This is a genomic window from Prevotella sp. SGI.167, assembly GCF_050313615.1.
GTDB lineage: Bacteria > Bacteroidota > Bacteroidia > Bacteroidales > Bacteroidaceae > Prevotella.
The window spans coordinates 25280-43753 of sequence record NZ_JBNPLT010000024.1 but is presented as its reverse complement, the minus strand read 5'-3'; the positions used below and the strand labels follow the sequence as shown (position 1 = coordinate 43753).

Below are 18474 nucleotides of genomic sequence, written 5' to 3'. Positions count from 1 at the left end.
TGCCACGCATTATTCGTTTATAATCAATGAGTTAAATTCATGTGTGGCAGATGTGGCAATAAAAAAAGAAAAACATTTTTCTTGTGTATAGTGAACTTGCTGGCCAAGGCGATTTGCAACATTGTAGTTTCTTGACGATATGAGGTAGGAAGCGTTAGTAATCTTTTGTTACTTTTATTCAAAAGTAGAGACATTTAAGGTGATTTTTCGAGTTATCGGGCTAAAAGACTACAAAATGTTTGGTTAATCAAGAAAAATACCTTAACTTTGCCACCATAATTAAAGGGAATAGCTTATGAAAGGTAGAAGATATCCTCTCGGAATACAGACTTTCAAGAATATCATAGAGGGAAATTATGTATATGTAGATAAGACCGACTTAATCTATGAGTTGGTGCATGAGAAGAAATATTGCTTTCTGAGTCGTCCTCGACGATTCGGAAAGTCACTCCTTGTCACAACCCTACAAGCATACTTCGAAGGAAAGAAAGAGCTATTCAAAGGACTAAAGCTGGAAGCTTTGGAAAAAGATTGGGAGAAACACCCCGTTATCCATCTTGATCTTAGCAAGGGGAAATATTATAATATGGAAAGCCTGATAGAAACTCTTGATAAGATTCTTGAAACATACGAGGATTTATACCAAATAACTTCTGTTAGTACCGAGGCTTTTAATGTCCGATTGATTCGCATCATCAATGCCGCCAAGCAAAAGACCGACAGGAATGTGGTTGTGCTCATCGATGAATATGATGCGCCGATGCACGACTCTATGAAAGACAAGGACTTGCAGGACAAGATACGTGACATCATGCGCAACTTCTTCAGTCCTTTGAAGTCAGAAGAGGACAATCTTCATTTTGTCTTTTTAACAGGAATCTCCAAGTTTAGCCAGTTGAGTATCTTCAGCGAACTGAACAATATCACGAATATCAGCATGTGGGATAAGTACAGTTCTATCTGTGGCATCAGCAAGGAAGAACTCTTGGAAAATTTCCACGATGACATAGAGGAATTGGCTCAGGCCAATGATATGAACTATGAGGAGGCCTTAGCTGAGCTGAGATATAATTACGATGGCTACCACTTTAGTGGGAAAGGTGCCGATATGTATAATCCTTACAGCATGTTCAATTGCTTAGAGACCCATGAGTTTGATAGCTATTGGTTCTCTACGGGTACTCCTACCTTCCTGATAGAACTGCTTCAAGAGAAAAATGTTGATATGCTCCAGTTGGACGACATTTGGACAACCTCCGACCGCTTCGATACTCCAACAGAGAAGATTGTTGACCCTGTGCCGGTATTATACCAAAGCGGCTATCTCACAATCAAGTCATACAATCGTTTGGCGAAATTATACAAGCTTGCCTTCCCTAATGAAGAGGTGCGCAAGGGCTTCTCCAACAGCCTCTTCCGCTATTATGCCCCAGACGGCATGGGCGACCGTGATGCTATCTACATGGCATGGGCAAAGAACTTCATCCTGAGTGCCGAGGACAATATGGAGGCATTCCTCCCTCATCTCCAGACTTTCTACAAGAAGTTCCCATATACATTGGTCAACAACAACGAACGCCATTACCAAGCCGTGCTCTACACCATATTGTTAATCCTCGGATGTGATGTTACTCCAGAGGTGCCTACATCTGATGGCAGAATCGACATGGTGCTGAAAACCAAGCGCAGCATCTATGTATTGGAACTTAAATATAAAAAGGATGCTGAGGCAGCGATGGAGCAAATCGACAGCAAGGACTATCTCGCTGCCTTCGCCGATGACAGCAGAAAGAAATACAAGGTGGGTATCAACTTCTCGGAAGACCGTCGAAGTATCGATGACTGGAAAGTGGAGGCATTGGCATAATACTGCTTGTGATGAATGGGTTAAACATCTTCTTATTACTATTTAAATATGAGGAGGTAAATATGGATAGATATCAAATTATACGTATAATCCATGATTATATGTCTAGGAAGCCTGTGTTGAAGGCATGGATCTTTGGGTCTTTTGCTCGTGGTGAAGAAAAGGCTCAGAGCGATATAGATATTCTCTTTGTCCCCGATTTTGAGCATGGTTCGTTTACTTTGCTTACTCATGGAGGAATGTATGAGGATTTGAAGCAACTGCTAGGTCGTGAAGTTGACTTGGTTGTTGATGGCTCTTTGCGTCCGTATGCTCAGGAGAGTGTGGAACGAGATAAAATCTTGGTATATGAGAGAGCTAGTTAGGGAATTCAATGCAAGTCACCCGGAGATTCCTTGGAAACAGGTGGAAGGTATGCGCCATGTTTTGGTGCATGGTTATTCGCAGGTGTTACCTCGTATTCTTTGGGCAACCGCAAAAGAGAATATTCCCGAAATCAAGGCTCAAGTGGAGAAATACCTGAACGAGATAGATTGGGAACATTATTGTGGGGAATGACGAATCTGTTCAGCAATCATAACCAACCATTATATCAATGATGGAATGCCTCAGTCTGAGCGTTCTCCTTCTCGAAGACAATTCCTTCTTTTATGAGATGCAAGGCGGTTTGCAACTCCATGGCATTCTTTCGTCTAGTCCATTGTATTTTGAATTTAAACTGATGGGGGCTTCTCGCCCCCAAACCCCTCGGTGTTTTCTGGTATTAGATTATTTATTCTCATCTACCAGAAAATTACAGTTCTATGTTGAACTTGCGATCCTTCTTTTACATAGCTTCTACTTTACCATATCCGCATACCTCTTTACCATATCCGCCACTCCGATAGGTTTTCCCATATTTTCAAGTGAAAATTCCACCTCTATCCCTTTCTCAACAGCAGCAGATTGTGCGACTACGGCAAAAGTGCTACGCTCCGTTGCACTTTCTCATTATGCCCTGCATAAAACCATCGATATGTCGGGCTATTTCTGTCCTGGCATGTTCAATTACTGCGACAGCATGTCGCAGTATCTCGGCATAATCGCAGTTCTCTATTGAAATCCAGTTTGTTGTCTGTTGTTGTCTTGGTTTTATGTTTGTTTACAGTTCATTTTTGGGAAACTGCTACAAAAAAGTAGAAAGTCCCTCATAAAAGTGTATGGATAGCTCGAAAAGTCCCTCATAAAAGTGTATTGATAGTGCAAAAAGTTCCTCTTAAAAATGCGATAGATTTTGCTATTTTATTGTTTTTCAGTCTTTTGCAGCAAGAATACAATGATAATACCATGAATATATGAAGGAGATGATGTCGCATCGCAACCTTTTTGATGGCTTTTCTGTCTAATAACTAGACAGCAGTGTCAAGTATTTAGACAGGTCATCTTATGGCCTTTTTCCTATATATTCTGATAATCAGTTGTTTATGTTTTTGGCATAGCCGTTGCCTTGCTATTTTGCAACAAATAAGAATAGTAACAACATAAAGAATAATAAGACAATGAAAAGACTTGCATTAGTAGCATTCTTCAGTGGCATTGCCATAACACAGATAATGGCACAGAACATCAACGGCGAACAGATTTCCGACACGACCCTATTTGATAAGTTCTCCAAAGAACTTGGCGAAGTGGTGGTGAAAGCTCATCTTCCTCAATATAAGAAGACCCACGAAGGACTGCTGACCAACGTGGCAGGAACCGTGCTTGGCAAGATGGGTACGGCAGAAGATGTATTGAAGCATGTGCCGAGTATCGTGAAGAAGAAAGATGGATATGAGGTGGTCGGCAAGGGTACACCTATTATATATATCAACGGCAGGAAGATGCAAGACATCAGTGAGTTGGATAACATCAAATCGTCCGACATCAAGAGTGTGGAAGTCATCCAGAATCCAGGAGCCGCCTACGATGCTTCGGTAAATGCGGTAATCAAAATCAAGACCATCAAGAAGAAAGGCGAAGGCTTCGGCTTTGATACTCGCTCTGTGTATTGGTACAATAAGCACGACAATACCATCCAACAGGTTAACATGAACTATCGTCATAATGGACTGAATCTCTTTGCCACTTATAAGTTCTCTGATGCAACATGGATGCAAAAGGCCACCTACGAACAGACTGTACATGTCGATACGCTTTGGCAACAGCATAACAACAACGAAGTAACAGGTCGTATAGAATCGCATCGTCTTATCAGTGGTTTTAGCTATGATTTCAATGCCAATCATTCCATTGGTGCGAGATACACCTTGACCTCGCCAGGCTATTCTCGCTCAAAAGATTTTTTCGATAGTCAGGTGACTGCCGACGGTAAGTTTTACGACTATATCAAAACCGATGGTCTGACGGTCGACAAGGACAGCCCTAGCCATCAATTGAATGCCTACTACAACGGCACATTGGGCAAGACCACTATTGATCTGAATACCGACCTCTATTTCAGTACAAACAGGGCTTATGCCTATAGCGATGAACAGAGCCAGGAGCACGATTCTCGTAACATCAACTCCAAGAATCGTGTGAGCAATAAGATGGTAGCTACCAAACTCGTAATTACCTCTCCTCTCTTAGGCGGTAATCTCTCCTATGGAGCTGAGTATATCAATACTCATCGTAACGATGACTACGAAGTGAATCGCACCGACCTCCTCGCCAGCTCTTATAGCAAGTTGGAGGAGCAGACGGCAAGTCTATTCATCCAATACGCACGCCTCACCCCGATAGGAAACATCACGGCGGGATTGCGATACGAGTATGTAAGATTCAAGTATTATGATGCAGGCATCTATCAGCCCGAGCAGAGTCGCTCCTTCCGCAACCTCTTTCCTACCATCAGCTATGGTGCGAAGATAGGTAAGGTAATGGCACAGTTGAGCTATTCGGTAAAGACCTCTCGTCCTTCATATAGTCAACTGAGCAACAATGTATCTTATATGAATCGATTTACTCGCCAGACAGGTAATCCTTATCTCGACAACGAAACCAATCACAGAGTGGAATTATCGGGTGTATGGAAGTTCATCCAGTTTATGGTCAACTACAAGGACTCTCGCAATGCCATCATCTATTGGGCAGAGCAAATTCCTGAGGACGAAGCTATTACCATGATAAGTCGTAAGAACGTGAAGAGTCTCAAGAGCATGACCGCCTACATCAGTGCCGCTCCAAAGATAGGCATTTGGGCGCCACAAATCAACTTGGGCATGCAGAAACCCTGGTTCACCCTCCATACTGATGTGGCATCTTATCGCTTGAATCGTCCTATCTTCATGGGCAACTTCAATAATGCCTTCTCCTTGCCATGCGGCATCATCCTTAACGTGGATTATCGCTATCAGAGCAAGGGTAACACGATGAATGTATATCTTGCCAAAGAGCAGCATGTACTGGATGTCAGCATCAGTAAGTCATTCCTAAAGGATGCCCTTACCTTGGAAATAAAAGGCAACGACCTGCTTTACAAATGTTGGGATGCCGACTTGCTCTATAACCAGAAGATGGAACTCTTGCAAGTATCTAAGCGAGGTACGAGAGACCTGCAACTCACCCTTCGCTATAAGTTCAATACCACACGTAGCAAGTACAAGGGAACTGGTGCCGGTAATACAGAGCTGAATCGACTATAAATATCTTTTATTACTTTTATTTGAAAGTAAAGCCATTTAAGATTATATTTTTTGAGGTAGGCTTGCACTTTTAGGCAGGAATGTTTGGAGATAAAAAATAAAAGGCGTATATTTGCAGCGTGAAAGTCGTTTAAAGTTAATGTTTTTATATTTAAGATATGAAAGAGAACAATAAATTAAAAGTAGTTCATACTACCTGGGAGGAGTTTCTTAAGGAGCATCCTGTAAATGAGGTAGTTGATATGCCATCTTTGCCTAATGGCTATGTGGCAAGGGTTGTGACTGTCAATGCGGTAAAAGTTTGATATAAGTTAAGGTTATAAGCTTATGGCTGTATTGAACAGGGAGTATGATAGTTTGGTTAATGTCATCCAGACTGATAGTATTATTATGCCGAGCATAGATGAGATTACTAAAAGTGGGCAGTTAAAATATACGCAGGTTTCATCTATGGTTTGGGATACAGGTGCAACCAATACCCTTATTTCTTCACAAGTGGTTGATGCGTTAGAGCTAGTTCCGTTGGAAGAAAGTCTTGTAGAGGGTGTTGGTGGAATAGTCAAGTCCTTGGTTTATGAGATAAGTCTTTATTTGGCGAATGACATTGTTTTCAAGAATGTAAAGGCACTTTGTAGTGACATTGGAGACTATGACCTTGTTGTGGGAATGGATATTATAGCTCAGGGAGATTTCGTTGTTAGCAATAATCAAGGAAAAATATGTTTTAGTTATCGTTATCCATCGAAAGGAAAGATAGTCTTGGAGCCTTAATAGCACAAGGGCATTTGCTGATATTGTCGGCAAATGCCCTTGTTGGCTTATATTGCAAATTCTTTATTCCACTATTTTCGCATACCTCTTGAACAGCTCCGCTACGCATTCACTCTCCGTCATCTTTATGGGGAAGGCATAGGCCAAGAGCGACAGCCAAAAATGTATCGGCTGCCGCTCTATTATTTGCTTTTGACATTTGCTTGCTCAATTAATCTTTTTTTCTTTTTCCTCACTAAATGCTTTTATCTCATCAGTAAGGGCTTTCTGTAATTTCTCTTTCGGTACTATCAGCTGATAGTCTGCCACTCCGATAGGTTTTCCCATATCTTAAGTGCAAGTTCCACTTCTATAGCGTAGCTTCATCATTCAGCCCCTTGCTCAACAGTAGCAGATTGTGCGACCACGGCAAAAGTGCTACGCTCCGTAGCACTTTTTCATCATGCCCAGCGTAACGCTCATAAAATTTCATCATGTTCCAAAGTTGATGTGGCGAGACACCCATCTTCGGGTATCGTTCTTTTAGGTCTGCTGACAACCGTCTTACAACGCTGTCACCATACCCGCTTTCAATCTTGCGCTCATGAAGTATTTTTATACACCATTCCAATGTGAAACAAAAAAGCAGCAAACCGCAAAGGGCTTGCTGCTCACGATAGGAGTGTTTCCTATTTCTTTTATGGGTTGAGTTTTCTTTATATTCTTATCTCAATGGGTTTATACTTCCTTCAATACGGTTTCCAATCTTCCGATGAAGTCATCCACATTCTCCTTGGTCAATACCAATGGAGGGAGGATGCGGAGGATGTTGGTGCCGGCGCAACCGGTGAAGCAGTGCTGCTCGTGGATGAGCTTGCTGCGAACTTCCTTGTGAGGAATGTCGAGTACGGCTCCTACCATCAAGCCACGGCCACGAACCTCTGTGATATGGCTGTTGCGCTTCTGCAATTCTTTCAGCTGGGCAATGAGATATTCACCAACCTCATGCGCATTCTGTACCAGGTTCTCCTTCTCGAAAATATCGAGAACGGCGAGAGCTGCTGTACATGCCAGGTGGTTGCCACCGAAGGTAGTACCCAACTGACCATATACAGGAGTAAACTCAGGAGAAATCAACACGCCACCCATAGGGAAACCGTTACCGATACCCTTGGCTACGGTGATGAGGTCAGGCTTGATGCCCAACCACTGGTGAGCAAAGAACTTACCGCTTCTACCATAGCCGCACTGGATTTCATCGCAAATCAGGAAAGTGCCGTATTTCTTGCAGGCTGCCTGCAAGCCCTGAGCAAACTCAGGAGTTACCATGTTGCAGCCACCTACGCCCTGAATAGCTTCGATGATACAAGCACATACATCGCCCTTGGCGAGTTCCTTCTCCCAAGCCTCCAAATCGTTGATAGGAAGATAGGTTACGTGACCATTATCATTGATAGGAGCGATGATCTTTGGATTATTTGTTACCTCTACGGCAAGGGATGTTCTGCCGTGGAAAGCCTTTTCTAAAGATAGCACGCGGGTTCTTCCGTTGGTGAAGGAAGCCAGCTTCAAGGCATTCTCGTTTGCTTCGGCACCAGAGTTGATGAGGAAGAACTGATAATCTTCATAACCGCTTATCTTGCCCAGACGCTCAGCGAGTTTCACCTGCAACTTGTTGATGACAGAGTTGGAATAGAAACCCAGGTTGTTCAACTGGTTGGTGAGCATCTCCACATAGTGAGGATGGCAATGACCGATGCTGATAACGGCATGACCGCCATAAAGGTCGAGATATTCCTGCCCCTTGTCGTCCCATACCTTGCAGCCCTGTCCTTTTATAATATTAATATCGAAAAGAGGATATACTTCGTAAAGTTTCATGTTAAATCTATGTTTTAAGAAAGACAACTCATAGAGTTATCTTATTACAAACTATTTTTATGATAGAAGAACGAATGATTTTTCATCCGTTCTTCCGTATTCTTTTATCTAAAATGCTGATGGCTTGAGTTTCAAACCTGCAGTCTGGTCGAGACCAAACATGATGTTCATATTCTGAACAGCCTGACCTACGGCACCCTTCAGAAGATTGTCGATGCAGGAAGTAATCAGGAGCTTATCGCCATACTTATCCACATGAACCAGGCACTTGTTGGTATTCACCACCTGCTTCAGGTCGATTGCCTTATCCACATAGTGGGTAAACTTGGCATCCTTGTAGAATTCCTTGTAACCTGCTACGATTTCCTCGATTGGCTTATCGGTCTTCACAACTTCTGTAGCGAAGATACCGCGGGCGAAGTCGCCACGGTAAGGGATGAAGTCGATGGCTGCATCGAGATAACCCTGTGTCTGCTTCAGACTCTGACGAATCTCTGGCACATGCTGATGGTTGAATGCCTTGTAGATGCTCATGTTGTTGTTGCGCCATGAGAAATGGGTAGTGGCGCCTGGCTTCTGACCTGCGCCGGTGCTACCGGTAATGGCATTAACAAAAACATCGCTGTTGATGAGGCCCATCTTAGCAGCAGGCAACAAACCAAGTTGAATGCAAGTTGCAAAACAACCTGGGTTTGCCACGTGCTGAGCTACGGCTATTTTTGATTCATTTATTTCTGGAAGACCATATACAAAATCGTGAGCTGCTGGGGTTGGCTGCAGGGTAGCAACCACAGTTTCAGGGGCAAGACGGAAGTCTTGTGCCAGGTCGATAATCTTCACGTTCTCCGGAACATTGTGCTCCTTCAGGAACGCCTCGCTCTTGCCGTGACCGAAGCAGAAGAAGATGACATCCACCTGGTCGAAAGGCATCTCGGCGGTAAACTTCAAATCAGTCTCGCCATACAATCCCTCGTGAACCTCAGCCACCAGGTTGCCGGCGTTGCTCTCGCTATTGGCGAATACAATCTCTGCCTCAGGATGGTTGATAAGGAGGCGAATCAACTCACCTCCTGTATAACCAGCTGCTCCTAAAATACCTACTTTTACCATATTATCTTTCCTCGTTAGGGTGCATACCATAATAAACACGGAGTGGGGTAGAGCTTACCTTGATGAAGCCCTTCGCATCCTCGGCTGTCCAACCATGCTGCATCTCACCATACTCACCGAGCTTAGACTTGGTCAAATCGTCTGGTGAGTCGATACCTACAGTCTGGAAACTGTATGGACGGAGCTTCAGGATAGCTGTACCGTTTACGTTGCGCTGAGAAGAAGTCAACATTGCCTCGATATCCGGCATTACAGGCTCCAGGTACTGGCTCTCGTGGAGGAACATTCCGTACCAGTTGCCTACCTGGTCCTTCCAATACTGCTGCCACTTGCTCAATGTGCTCTTCTCCAAAAGGCGGTGAGCCTCGATGATGAGCTTAGGAGCTGCAGCCTCGAAAGCTACACGACCCTTGATACCGATGATGGTATCACCCACGTTGCAGTCGCGACCGATGGCGTAAGAAGCACCAATCTCCTCAATCTTCTGGATGGCAGCAATCTTATCATCAAACTTCTCGCCGTTGACAGCCACGATTTCACCCTTCTCGAAGGTAATCTTCAGTTCAGCCTCTTCTTCCTTGGCAGTAACGTGCTTCAGATAAGCCTCCTCTGGGAGACCCTGGGTTGGGTCGAGAATCTCACCACCGCAGATACTGGTTCCCCAGATACCTACGTTATAAGAATACTTCAACTTGGTGAAATCTGCATAGAAACCATGCTCGTTCAGATAGTCAACCTCCTCCTTACGAGAAAGTGCCTTGTCACGGGTCAAGGTGATGATCTCTACACCAGGAGCCATTACCAGGAATGTCATGTCGAAACGAATCTGGTCGTTGCCGGCACCTGTACTTCCGTGAGCGATGGCGTCAGCACCAATCTCCTTGGCGTAACGAGCGATGGCGATAGCCTGGAAGATACGCTCAGAAGATACAGAGATAGGGTAGCAGTTGTTGCGGAGCACATTACCGAAAATCATGTATTTCAATGATTTCTCGTAATACTCGTGGGTAACGTCGAGAGTGACGTATGCCTTGGCACCCAACTTATATGCGTTCTTCTCGTTGGTCTTCAACTGCTCGGCAGAGAAACCACCTGTGTTAGCGCATGCTGCATAAACATCCCAGCCATCCTGGGTCAACTTCATTACAGTGTATGATGTATCGAGACCGCCGCTAAAAGCGACTACTACTTTCTTATTTGCCATTTTATTTTATGTTTAATATGTGATGAATAATGTTTAGATGGCATTCTTGCCAACACCTTAATCATATATAAGGATTTAAATTTCTGCAGAAGGTCCGTCAATCTTTCTGATTCTCTCAATCACCTCCTGAGGAAGCTTGATAGGCAGATGCTCCTCTGGGTCGAAGAGCATGGCGGTGCAGATGCAGTATTTGCGGTTGGTACGATGGAGGACATCTACGTTGATGCAACCCTCGCAACCACGCCAGAAAGACTCGTCATCGGTCAGGTCGGCGAAGGTAACAGGAAGATAACCCAGCTGGGTGTTCATCTTCATGACAGCCGAACCGGATGTCAAAGAGAAAATCTTGGCATGAGGCCATCGCTGTCGGGCGAGCGTAAAGGTCAGGTTCTTGATGCGTTTAGCCAGTCCCATACCACGGAAGTCTGGGTGAACGATCAAACCTGATGTGGTGACATAGTGCTTGTTGCCCCAAGTCTCGATGTAGCTGAAGCCTGCGAACTTATCGCCCTGAAGTGCGATAACCGCCTTTGCCTCTCTCATCTTGGTAGCCACATATTCAGGTGAACGCTTGGCGATACCTGAACCACGTTTCTTTGCTGCTTCTGCGATTGTAGTCAGAATGGTGTCGATGTACTTGATGTGACTTTCGTCAGCCACCATTACTTTTACTTCTTCCATTTTCTCTGTATATTTATAATGTATTTGTATTCTTATTTATTATCTTTATGAATGTCAGGAATAACTTCAGCCAAAGCATTGATTACTTCTTCTTCGGCAGTTCCTTTTTTCTTTACCAGGAATATCGTATCATCACCAGCGATGGTTCCCAGTATTTGAGGAATATCACTGTTATCTATGTTGTAGGCGATACTGCTGGCGTAGCCTGGTCTTGTTTTGATAACAACCATGTTGCCAGAGAAGTGGACAGACTGGAATCCTGTACTCACCATCATCTTGGCAACAGATGAAGGATGGGAAACTCTCTTATACAAGGTGTCGTTTGGCAAGACATAAGCATATTTACCGCTGGAAGAAGCGGCTTTCGCAACCTTGAGCAGTTTCAAATCTCTACTCAATGTTGCTTGCGTTATCTGGAAGCCTTCTTTGTGAAGAGCTTGCAGGAGTTGCTCCTGCGAACTGAGCTCCTGGCTTGAGATAAGCATCTTTAATGTTTCTAATCTGCTATTCTTTACCTTCATGTGATGTATTTTTATACGTTTGCGGTTGCAAAATTACAATAAATATATGAAAACGCCAAGAATATATGAATAAAATTTGCATAATTAACGATAATTTGTTGTTTATTATTGTATTTATGCATGAAATATGCAGAATAAATATGCATGTTATGCATTTTGCGGTTTTGAGAAGGAGGGAATAAAACGTATTTTTGAGATATTTTGCATTTTTCTTGCTTAAAACTTGCTGTTCTTAATTTTTTTGTTTATTTTTGCAGCAACTAATCTTTAAGCCTATGGTAAATAAAATAACGATGAACTTATTGATTCTGTTGGCCATACCCTGTATTCTCTATGGTCGTAGTTTCAATGTGATGGATTTCGGTGCTCGAGGTAACGGAATCAGTGATGACGCAATCGCCATTCAGAAAGCTGTGGATGCCTGTACGAATGTCGGAGGGGGAGATGTGGTCTTTTCCGCCAATCATGTTTTTCTTTCAGGACCCGTACAGTTGAAATCAAACGTGAACATCGTTCTTGAAACCAATTCCGTCTGGAAAGCCAATCCCGATGAGAGTATCTATCATCTCAGCGCCTTCGGCAAGAACGAGGGTGAAGGTATGATGTGGATATGGGCGAAGGATGTGGAGAATCTTTCGTTCTCTGGGCATGGTACGATTCATGGCAATGGTATCAAGTTTATGGGGGCTGAACTTTTTGATAGTTATGAGCTCAAGCCGGTCACTACTTTCGATCCCCGTCCGCATGTGCTTACCCTGATGGGAGTCAGGAATCTCAATATCCGTGATATTACCATTCGGGAAGGTGCTTACTGGACGGTGCATCTCATCGGTTGCGATGGGGCAGTGATTGATGGAATCAATCTGCTCAACAATCTCAAGATCCGTAATGGTGATGGCATTGATATTGATCATAGCAAGAATGTGCGCATTGCCAACTGTCATATTACCAGTGGCGATGATGCTATCTGCCTGAAAAACCGCCGTGAGTTTGAAGAATATGGTTCTTGCCACGATATCGTTGTAACGAATTGTGTGATGGAGAGCCGCAGCTGTACAGTGAAGATTGGCAGTGAGAATATGGATTCCATCTATAATGTGGTTATCGACAATTGCGTGATCAAGGGTAGCAACCGTGGTCTTGGTATTCAGAACCGTGACGAGGGAACCGTGAGCAATGTGGTTTTCTCTAACATCATTCTGGATTGCCAGCTGTGGAGCGATGTATGGTGGGGCAAGGCAGAATCTATTTACGTTACTTCTTACCCTCGTGCCAATGGAAATCACAAGGATGCCAACTGGCGATTCCCTAAAGGTCAGACGGTAGGAAGATGTGGCGAGGTGAGTCATATCTACTTCAATCATATTTATGCCACTTCAGAAAACGGATGCTTTATCGGCGGAGATACTCCGGATAAGGTAAACAATATCTATCTCAACAATGTACATCTCAACTTGAAGAAACTGACAGGCTATGATGGCGGCGTGTATGACAAGCGTCCATGTCGTGGCGAGGGCTTTATATATAATAAGGTATATGGAGTCTATGTGGAGAATGCCAGGGATGTAGAGATTGATGATCTGAGAGTGCAGGTTGGAACGAAAGTAAACTATGGAGGAAAAACTTTCGGTATAGATGACTAGAAAAACAATCTTTTAATAGAATTGAAACTAAAATCTTAAACAGGTGTAATAAGGTAGTACTACCTTTGCATCCGATTATTTATAACAAAATCTAATAAGTTATGCAAATAGTACAAAAGACAAATGGAAGAATCATGAAAAGAGTATTGCTTTCTTCCGCCCTTCTGCTGGTGAGTACACTCACATTTGCACAAAGTAAGGTCAGCGGTACCGTAAAAGATGCCAATGGCGAACCTCTCATGGGCGTAAGCGTCATGGAGGTAGGTACTAACAATGGTGCGGTTACCGATATAAATGGTAACTATACCTTGAATGTGAAGCCGGGAGCAAAGTTGAAGTTCTCTTACATTGGATTTACGTCAAAGACCATTAAGGCAAGTGGCAATAGTCAGATTGTGTTGGATGAAGATAACACTGCCCTCAACGAGGTGGTTGTGGTAGGTTATGGTACGATGCGCCGTAAGGATGTTACCTCTTCAATTACTACTGTGAAGGCTGAAGATTTGAACCAAGGTGTGTTCACAGACCCAGGTCAGATGCTTCAGGGAAAGGTTCCGGGTTTGGTGGTTTCTTCTACTGCCGATCCTAACGGTTCTCCTACCATTACACTTCGTGGTGCTTCTACTCTCCGTACAGGTGCCATGTCACCTTACTATGTAGTGGATGGAATTCCTGGAGTTGATATTTCTATTGTGTCTCCAGAAGATATCGAGTCCATTGACGTTCTTCGAGACGCTACAGCTACGGCCATCTATGGTTCCAAGGCTGCCAATGGTGTAATCATCATTACTACCAAGAAGGGTGCTGAGGAGAAAACCAATGTCTCTTACAATGGCTATGTGGCTTTTGATAATATTCTGAAGAAATATGATGTGTGTACAGCTGATGATTTGCGTCAGTATGCAAAGGACAACAATATAACTCTCAAGGATGGTGGCGCCAATACGGATTGGCAAGACGAGGTGCTTCGTACTGGTATAAGTCATAATCATAATGTAAACATTAGTGGTGGAAATGGTTCTACTAATTATATGATTAGTGCCGATCTCAGAAAGCGTGAGGGTGTCATCAAGATGACAGGCTTTGACCGTTTCAATGTCCGTTCTCTTGTGTCAACCAAGACATTGAAAGACCACCTTACTGTTTCTCTTGGTGCGAATATGATGTATGGCAAACACTTTGGCGTACCATCTGGCAATGAGGGTGCATCTGTGCTTGATGCCATGAACTACTATTCTCCTACAAATGCCATCAAAAATGCGGATGGAATATGGACAGTAGGCTCTGGTTCCAAGAACTATAACCCTCTTGCATTGATGGAGGAAAATAAGTCTGAGACTGTATGGAAACGTAACCAGTTTGTTGGAAAGACAGCACTTGAACTCTGGAAAGGATTGGTCTGGAATGTCAACTATTCTTGGAGTAATTATCAAAGTACTTATAGTGCCTATAATACCCGTAACTCTCAGTTAGAGGGTATTGGTAACAAGAATGGTCAGGCAACCCGTAACACCTATTTTGGTCGTGAACAGACTTTTGAGACTTATCTGAACTACAACTTTACGGCCGGTAAGAACAAGGTTGACCTGATGGCTGGTTATTCTTGGGAAGAAAAGAAGAATAACGATGGATTCGGTCTCAGTGTTGAAGGTTACTATAATGATGATCTTGGATGGTATAATATGTCATACGCACAAACCATCTTGGGCGTTCAGAACTCCGTTCAGAGCGGCTATTTGGAGAAGGTACGTAATATCTCTTTCTACGGTCGTGTGAACTACTCTTTTGACAGTCGTTATATGCTTCAGGCAACCATTCGTCGTGACGGTTCTTCGGTATTCGGCAAGAACAATCGTTGGGGAACTTTCCCTTCTGTATCTGCTGCCTGGAATATCACTGAGGAGAAGTTTATGCAGAACCAGCATATCTTCGATAACTTGAAACTTCGTGCGGGATATGGTATTTCTGGTAATGCCATGGGCTTCGATGTGTATTCTTCTTATAATACGTATGGTGCTTCTGGTACATTCGTATATGATGGTAAGACTTATCGCACATACGGTGCAACCAAGAATGCAAACCCTGATTTGAAGTGGGAGTCAACAGGTATGTTGAACATTGGTCTCGACTTCGCATTCTTGAAGGGACGTCTGAATGGTACTGTAGAAGTTTATCATAAGAAGACCAAGGACTTGATTTGGAGCTATCCTGTTTCTACAACTCAGTACATATATGGTTGGATGGATGCCAATGTGGGTGAGATGACCAATAAGGGTATTGAGTTCACATTGAATGCGGTGCCTGTTCGTACCAAGAATTTCATGTGGAGTACTACCCTCAACCTCTCTCATAACAAGAATACTGTCGATAAGATGCAGAATGAGACATTCCATACTACTAATCTCACCCAGGGTGACCCAATGGTAGCTGGTGTTTCTGCTGATGGTTGGACACAGAGAATTATGGAGGGCGAACCTATTGGTACATTCTATACGTATCAGTATGCAGGAATTGTAAATGGACGCTCAGAGTACTACGTTCTTGATGAAAATGGTAATCGTACAGGCGAAACTACCAATAATCCAAGTTTGAAAGACCGTTCTATAACTGGTTGTGCGCAACCTAAGCTCAATGCAGGTTGGAATAATACGCTTACTTATAAGAACTGGAGTCTGAACGCATTTATCACAGGTGTGTTCGGTAATGACGTTTATAATAGTGCTCGCGCTCACTATACGGCTGCTCAAATGTTCTCAGATGGTAAGAACGTATTGAAAGAATTCCTTTCTAATCCTGTTGGCGATGCTTCAAGCTCACTTCCTTCGGACCGTTATATAGAGAAAGGATCTTATGTTCGTCTTCAGACGCTCTCTTTGAGTTATACATTCCGTAATTGCTTTAATGACTGGATTCAGGATTTGACTCTTTATGGCACAGCCAATAACCTCTTTACGATCACTAACTATAAGGGACTTGATTCTGAGGTGAATATGGGTGGCATTGATCCGGGTATCGATTATCGTTGGAGCCGTTATCCACATACACGTACCTTCATGGTGGGTGTTAAGATTAATTTCGGTGGAAGCAAGAAGAAAAAGGCTACGCCACAGTATATCGACCGAGAGGTAATCAAGGAAGTACCAGTAATCAAGGAAGTGGTTAAGGAGGTTCCAGGAAAGACAACATTCGTACAGAGCACATACGTTGTAACATTCCCTGTAAATTCTGCAGAGATTGGTAATACTTCAGAACTTGATGGCATCAAGAGTGGCGCTAATGTCGAGATTGTAGCATACGCTTCTCCTGAAGGCAAGTCTTCTGTAAATCAGCAGTTGTCTCAGAAACGTGCAGATGCAGTAGCTAAGTATCTACAGAATAAGGGCGTGAATGTGACTCGTATTATCGCCAAGGGTGCGGATACCAATCATGCTAACCGTATCGCTATTGTGACTGTTAAGTAATAACATTTAATCAGATTACAGAATATGAAACTAAATAGATTGTTTATTTCAGCTGGATTGTTAGCTATGACACTTACCGGCTGTACGGATTTGGACATGAGTCCAAACTCGCAATATACTGAGGATCCTAGTCAAAACTCAGGAGTTGATCCTATGATTGTTGTGGAGGCAAAAATGGCGGATGTATATTACCATCTTGCAGGAACATTGGGTCGCCGTTATATGGAGGCGCAATGCTTGGCTTCCGATGAGTTTACTTCACTCGCTTTTGCTGGCGGTTATTATGACAGTGGTACCTATGCTCACCAAGCACTACATTGTAGTTCTCCTAATGATGCCTCTATCGGTTGGTATGATGATGTGACGGCTGGTATTACAAAGGCGAATACCATCTTGGAGGAATTGGGTAGTGGAGCTTCTGCCCAGATGAAAGCGCCTGCTCGTGCCATACGTGCTTATTATACCTGGATTTTGATGGATAATTATGGTGATACGCCTATTTTGGATAAAGTTCAGGCTGAAGGTTCTGTGGTACCTCGTTCTCCACGTAAGGAAGTTGCGGAGTGGATTGAGAGTGAGCTTAATGACATTATCCCTGCATTGACGGATGATGTTACTGAAAATACATACGGCAAGCCTACTAAATGGATGGCAGAGGTTCTTCTTGCCAAGCTATATATCAACTGGCCTGTTTATACGGCGGAGTCGGTTGACCAATATGATGCAGCAACTGCTGCAAATCCAAAGTTGGATGCTTGTATTGCTGCTTGCGATGATATTATCAATAGTGGTAAGTTCAATTTGGGTTCTGTTGACTATCTTCATAAGTTCTCATACGACAATAGCTGGAAGGTGGAAGACTTCATATACGCAATACCATATGATGCCATCAATCGTCAGGGTATGCAGTATGCTCGTCCTCGTACATTCAAGGATATGAAAAATTTGTTGCCAAATGTCTATGGTTCAACAGATAAGTTTACTCAGTCGTTTGGTGGTAACATGGTAGTCACTCCTGAGTTTGCCAAATTGTTCTCTCTGGATGGGGATATTCGTAATCTCAGCATTCTTCGTGGTGATGTCTATGTTCGTGACCCAAAGACTTTACGTCCTACAACTGAACCTTTTATGTATAAAGGCAACCAGGTACATTTTACGGAAAACATCACTCTTGCTAAGAAAGATAACACCATTGAAGTTGGCAATGACGCAAATGCTTATCAGCAGGGTTGTCACTCCATCAAATGGTTTACTACTCCAGCCGACTATAATAATGGTCGTAACCAGTCTAATGACCTGCCGATTTTCCGTTATGCCGATGTTCTCCTTATGAAGGCTGAGGCTCTTACTCGTCAGGGTAGTAGTGGTGCAAAAGCTCTCTTCAACCAGATTCGTTCATACGCAGGTGCTCCAACGATAGCTAACGAACCTACCTTGCAGGAAATCTATGATGAGCGTGGTCGTGAATTCTTTGATGAGAACTGGCGTCGTAATGATATGATTCGTTTCGGTCATTATGAGGATGAGTTCTTCCCTCATTACAAGGACTTCCCGGATGCAAGCTTTGACAAGCGTCATCGCATCTTCCCAGTGCCACAAAACACAATCAATTTGAATGGTTGGGAGCAGAATCCTGGATATTGATAAATCATGTGATTTAGATAGCAATAAGGGAGGGTGGCAGTCTGCTG

General features: G+C 43.4%; 15 protein-coding genes. 9 read left to right on the top strand and 6 right to left on the bottom strand.

Translation table 11 applies throughout. The features are described 5' to 3' along the window. The first annotated feature begins 295 nt into the window (after positions 1 to 295). The 6 genes from ACQRBJ_RS11835 (at position 296) to ACQRBJ_RS11810 (ending at position 6303) form a co-directional block, all read left to right on the top strand. Complete coding sequence (locus ACQRBJ_RS11835) at positions 296 to 1867, top strand: ATP-binding protein (protein WP_298560046.1); 1572 nt, start codon at positions 296 to 298, stop codon at positions 1865 to 1867. 62 nt (positions 1868 to 1929) lie between these two features. Next, entirely contained in the window at positions 1930 to 2232 is a 303-nt protein-coding gene (locus ACQRBJ_RS11830; RefSeq protein WP_118415869.1) for a nucleotidyltransferase family protein, read from the top strand. Continuing rightward, positions 2216 to 2425, top strand: a complete 210-nt coding sequence (locus tag ACQRBJ_RS11825; RefSeq protein WP_294970991.1) for a HepT-like ribonuclease domain-containing protein — start codon at positions 2216 to 2218, stop codon at positions 2423 to 2425. The genes ACQRBJ_RS11830 and ACQRBJ_RS11825 overlap by 17 nt, the downstream gene beginning before the upstream one ends. A 980-nt stretch (positions 2426 to 3405) precedes the next feature. Further along, positions 3406 to 5532, top strand: a complete 2127-nt coding sequence (locus ACQRBJ_RS11820; protein ID WP_445303713.1) for a TonB-dependent receptor domain-containing protein — start codon at positions 3406 to 3408, stop codon at positions 5530 to 5532. Positions 5533 to 5690: 158 nt separating this feature from the next. Further along, positions 5691 to 5837, top strand: coding sequence for a hypothetical protein (locus ACQRBJ_RS11815; RefSeq protein ID WP_158556307.1), 147 nt, complete (start codon positions 5691 to 5693; stop codon positions 5835 to 5837). A 22-nt stretch (positions 5838 to 5859) separates the two neighbouring features. After that, the gene (locus tag ACQRBJ_RS11810) at positions 5860 to 6303 is read left to right on the top strand and encodes a retroviral-like aspartic protease family protein (protein ID WP_235391811.1); all 444 of its coding nucleotides are present in this window, start codon (positions 5860 to 5862) and stop codon (positions 6301 to 6303) included. 349 nt (positions 6304 to 6652) lie between these two features. Here ACQRBJ_RS11810 and ACQRBJ_RS11805 read toward each other — a convergent pair whose 3' ends face one another. The 6 genes from ACQRBJ_RS11805 to argR all read right to left on the bottom strand — a co-directional run bounded on the left by ACQRBJ_RS11805 (position 6653) and on the right by argR (position 11679). After that, positions 6653 to 6913: a DUF1016 N-terminal domain-containing protein gene (locus tag ACQRBJ_RS11805; RefSeq protein ID WP_262912644.1), complete on the bottom strand. Its 261-nt coding sequence runs from the start codon at positions 6911 to 6913 to the stop codon at positions 6653 to 6655. Positions 6914 to 7020: 107 nt separating this feature from the next. After that, positions 7021 to 8163: an aspartate aminotransferase family protein gene (locus ACQRBJ_RS11800; RefSeq protein ID WP_445303712.1), complete on the bottom strand. Its 1143-nt coding sequence runs from the start codon at positions 8161 to 8163 to the stop codon at positions 7021 to 7023. Positions 8164 to 8271: 108 nt separating this feature from the next. Next, on the bottom strand, positions 8272 to 9273 hold the full coding sequence (gene argC, locus ACQRBJ_RS11795; RefSeq protein WP_445303711.1) for an N-acetyl-gamma-glutamyl-phosphate reductase: 1002 nt from the start codon (positions 9271 to 9273) through the stop codon (positions 8272 to 8274). A 1-nt stretch (position 9274) separates the two neighbouring features. Beyond that, on the bottom strand, positions 9275 to 10477 hold the full coding sequence (locus ACQRBJ_RS11790) for an argininosuccinate synthase (RefSeq protein WP_445303710.1): 1203 nt from the start codon (positions 10475 to 10477) through the stop codon (positions 9275 to 9277). A gap of 75 nt (positions 10478 to 10552) precedes the next feature. Continuing rightward, a complete protein-coding gene (locus ACQRBJ_RS11785) occupies positions 10553 to 11158 on the bottom strand; it encodes a GNAT family N-acetyltransferase (protein ID WP_203041610.1) in 606 nt (201 codons plus the stop codon). Between the two features lie 32 nt (positions 11159 to 11190). After that, complete coding sequence (gene argR / locus ACQRBJ_RS11780; protein WP_295345914.1) at positions 11191 to 11679, bottom strand: arginine repressor; 489 nt, start codon at positions 11677 to 11679, stop codon at positions 11191 to 11193. Positions 11680 to 11972: 293 nt separating this feature from the next. On the opposite strand from argR, the gene ACQRBJ_RS11775 reads away from it, so the two are divergent. The 3 genes from ACQRBJ_RS11775 (at position 11973) to ACQRBJ_RS11765 (ending at position 18427) form a co-directional block, all read left to right on the top strand. Then, the gene (locus tag ACQRBJ_RS11775; protein ID WP_445303709.1) at positions 11973 to 13322 is read left to right on the top strand and encodes a glycoside hydrolase family 28 protein; all 1350 of its coding nucleotides are present in this window, start codon (positions 11973 to 11975) and stop codon (positions 13320 to 13322) included. A 101-nt stretch (positions 13323 to 13423) separates the two neighbouring features. Further along, positions 13424 to 16783, top strand: a complete 3360-nt coding sequence (locus ACQRBJ_RS11770) for a SusC/RagA family TonB-linked outer membrane protein (protein ID WP_445303708.1) — start codon at positions 13424 to 13426, stop codon at positions 16781 to 16783. Positions 16784 to 16807: 24 nt separating this feature from the next. Continuing rightward, positions 16808 to 18427 carry a RagB/SusD family nutrient uptake outer membrane protein gene (locus tag ACQRBJ_RS11765; protein ID WP_445303707.1) on the top strand — a complete coding sequence of 540 codons (1620 nt, stop codon included), beginning with the start codon at positions 16808 to 16810 and terminating at the stop codon, positions 18425 to 18427. The last annotated feature ends 47 nt before the right edge of the window (positions 18428 to 18474 follow it).

Bases quoted from the DNA above. Each gene is read 5' to 3' on its own strand.
- ACQRBJ_RS11835 (WP_298560046.1), top strand. From the start codon at position 296: ATGAAAGGTAGAAGATATCCTCTCGGAATACAGACTTTCAAGAATATC.
- ACQRBJ_RS11830 (WP_118415869.1), top strand. From the start codon at position 1,930: ATGGATAGATATCAAATTATACGTATAATCCATGATTATATGTCTAGG.
- ACQRBJ_RS11825 (WP_294970991.1), top strand. From the start codon at position 2,216: ATGAGAGAGCTAGTTAGGGAATTCAATGCAAGTCACCCGGAGATTCCT.
- ACQRBJ_RS11820 (WP_445303713.1), top strand. From the start codon at position 3,406: ATGAAAAGACTTGCATTAGTAGCATTCTTCAGTGGCATTGCCATAACA.
- ACQRBJ_RS11815 (WP_158556307.1), top strand. From the start codon at position 5,691: ATGAAAGAGAACAATAAATTAAAAGTAGTTCATACTACCTGGGAGGAG.
- ACQRBJ_RS11810 (WP_235391811.1), top strand. From the start codon at position 5,860: ATGGCTGTATTGAACAGGGAGTATGATAGTTTGGTTAATGTCATCCAG.
- ACQRBJ_RS11800 (WP_445303712.1), bottom strand. From the start codon at position 8,163: ATGAAACTTTACGAAGTATATCCTCTTTTCGATATTAATATTATAAAA.
- argC (WP_445303711.1), bottom strand. From the start codon at position 9,273: ATGGTAAAAGTAGGTATTTTAGGAGCAGCTGGTTATACAGGAGGTGAG.
- ACQRBJ_RS11790 (WP_445303710.1), bottom strand. From the start codon at position 10,477: ATGGCAAATAAGAAAGTAGTAGTCGCTTTTAGCGGCGGTCTCGATACA.
- ACQRBJ_RS11785 (WP_203041610.1), bottom strand. From the start codon at position 11,158: ATGGAAGAAGTAAAAGTAATGGTGGCTGACGAAAGTCACATCAAGTAC.
- argR (WP_295345914.1), bottom strand. From the start codon at position 11,679: ATGAAGGTAAAGAATAGCAGATTAGAAACATTAAAGATGCTTATCTCA.
- ACQRBJ_RS11775 (WP_445303709.1), top strand. From the start codon at position 11,973: ATGAACTTATTGATTCTGTTGGCCATACCCTGTATTCTCTATGGTCGT.
- ACQRBJ_RS11770 (WP_445303708.1), top strand. From the start codon at position 13,424: ATGCAAATAGTACAAAAGACAAATGGAAGAATCATGAAAAGAGTATTG.
- ACQRBJ_RS11765 (WP_445303707.1), top strand. From the start codon at position 16,808: ATGAAACTAAATAGATTGTTTATTTCAGCTGGATTGTTAGCTATGACA.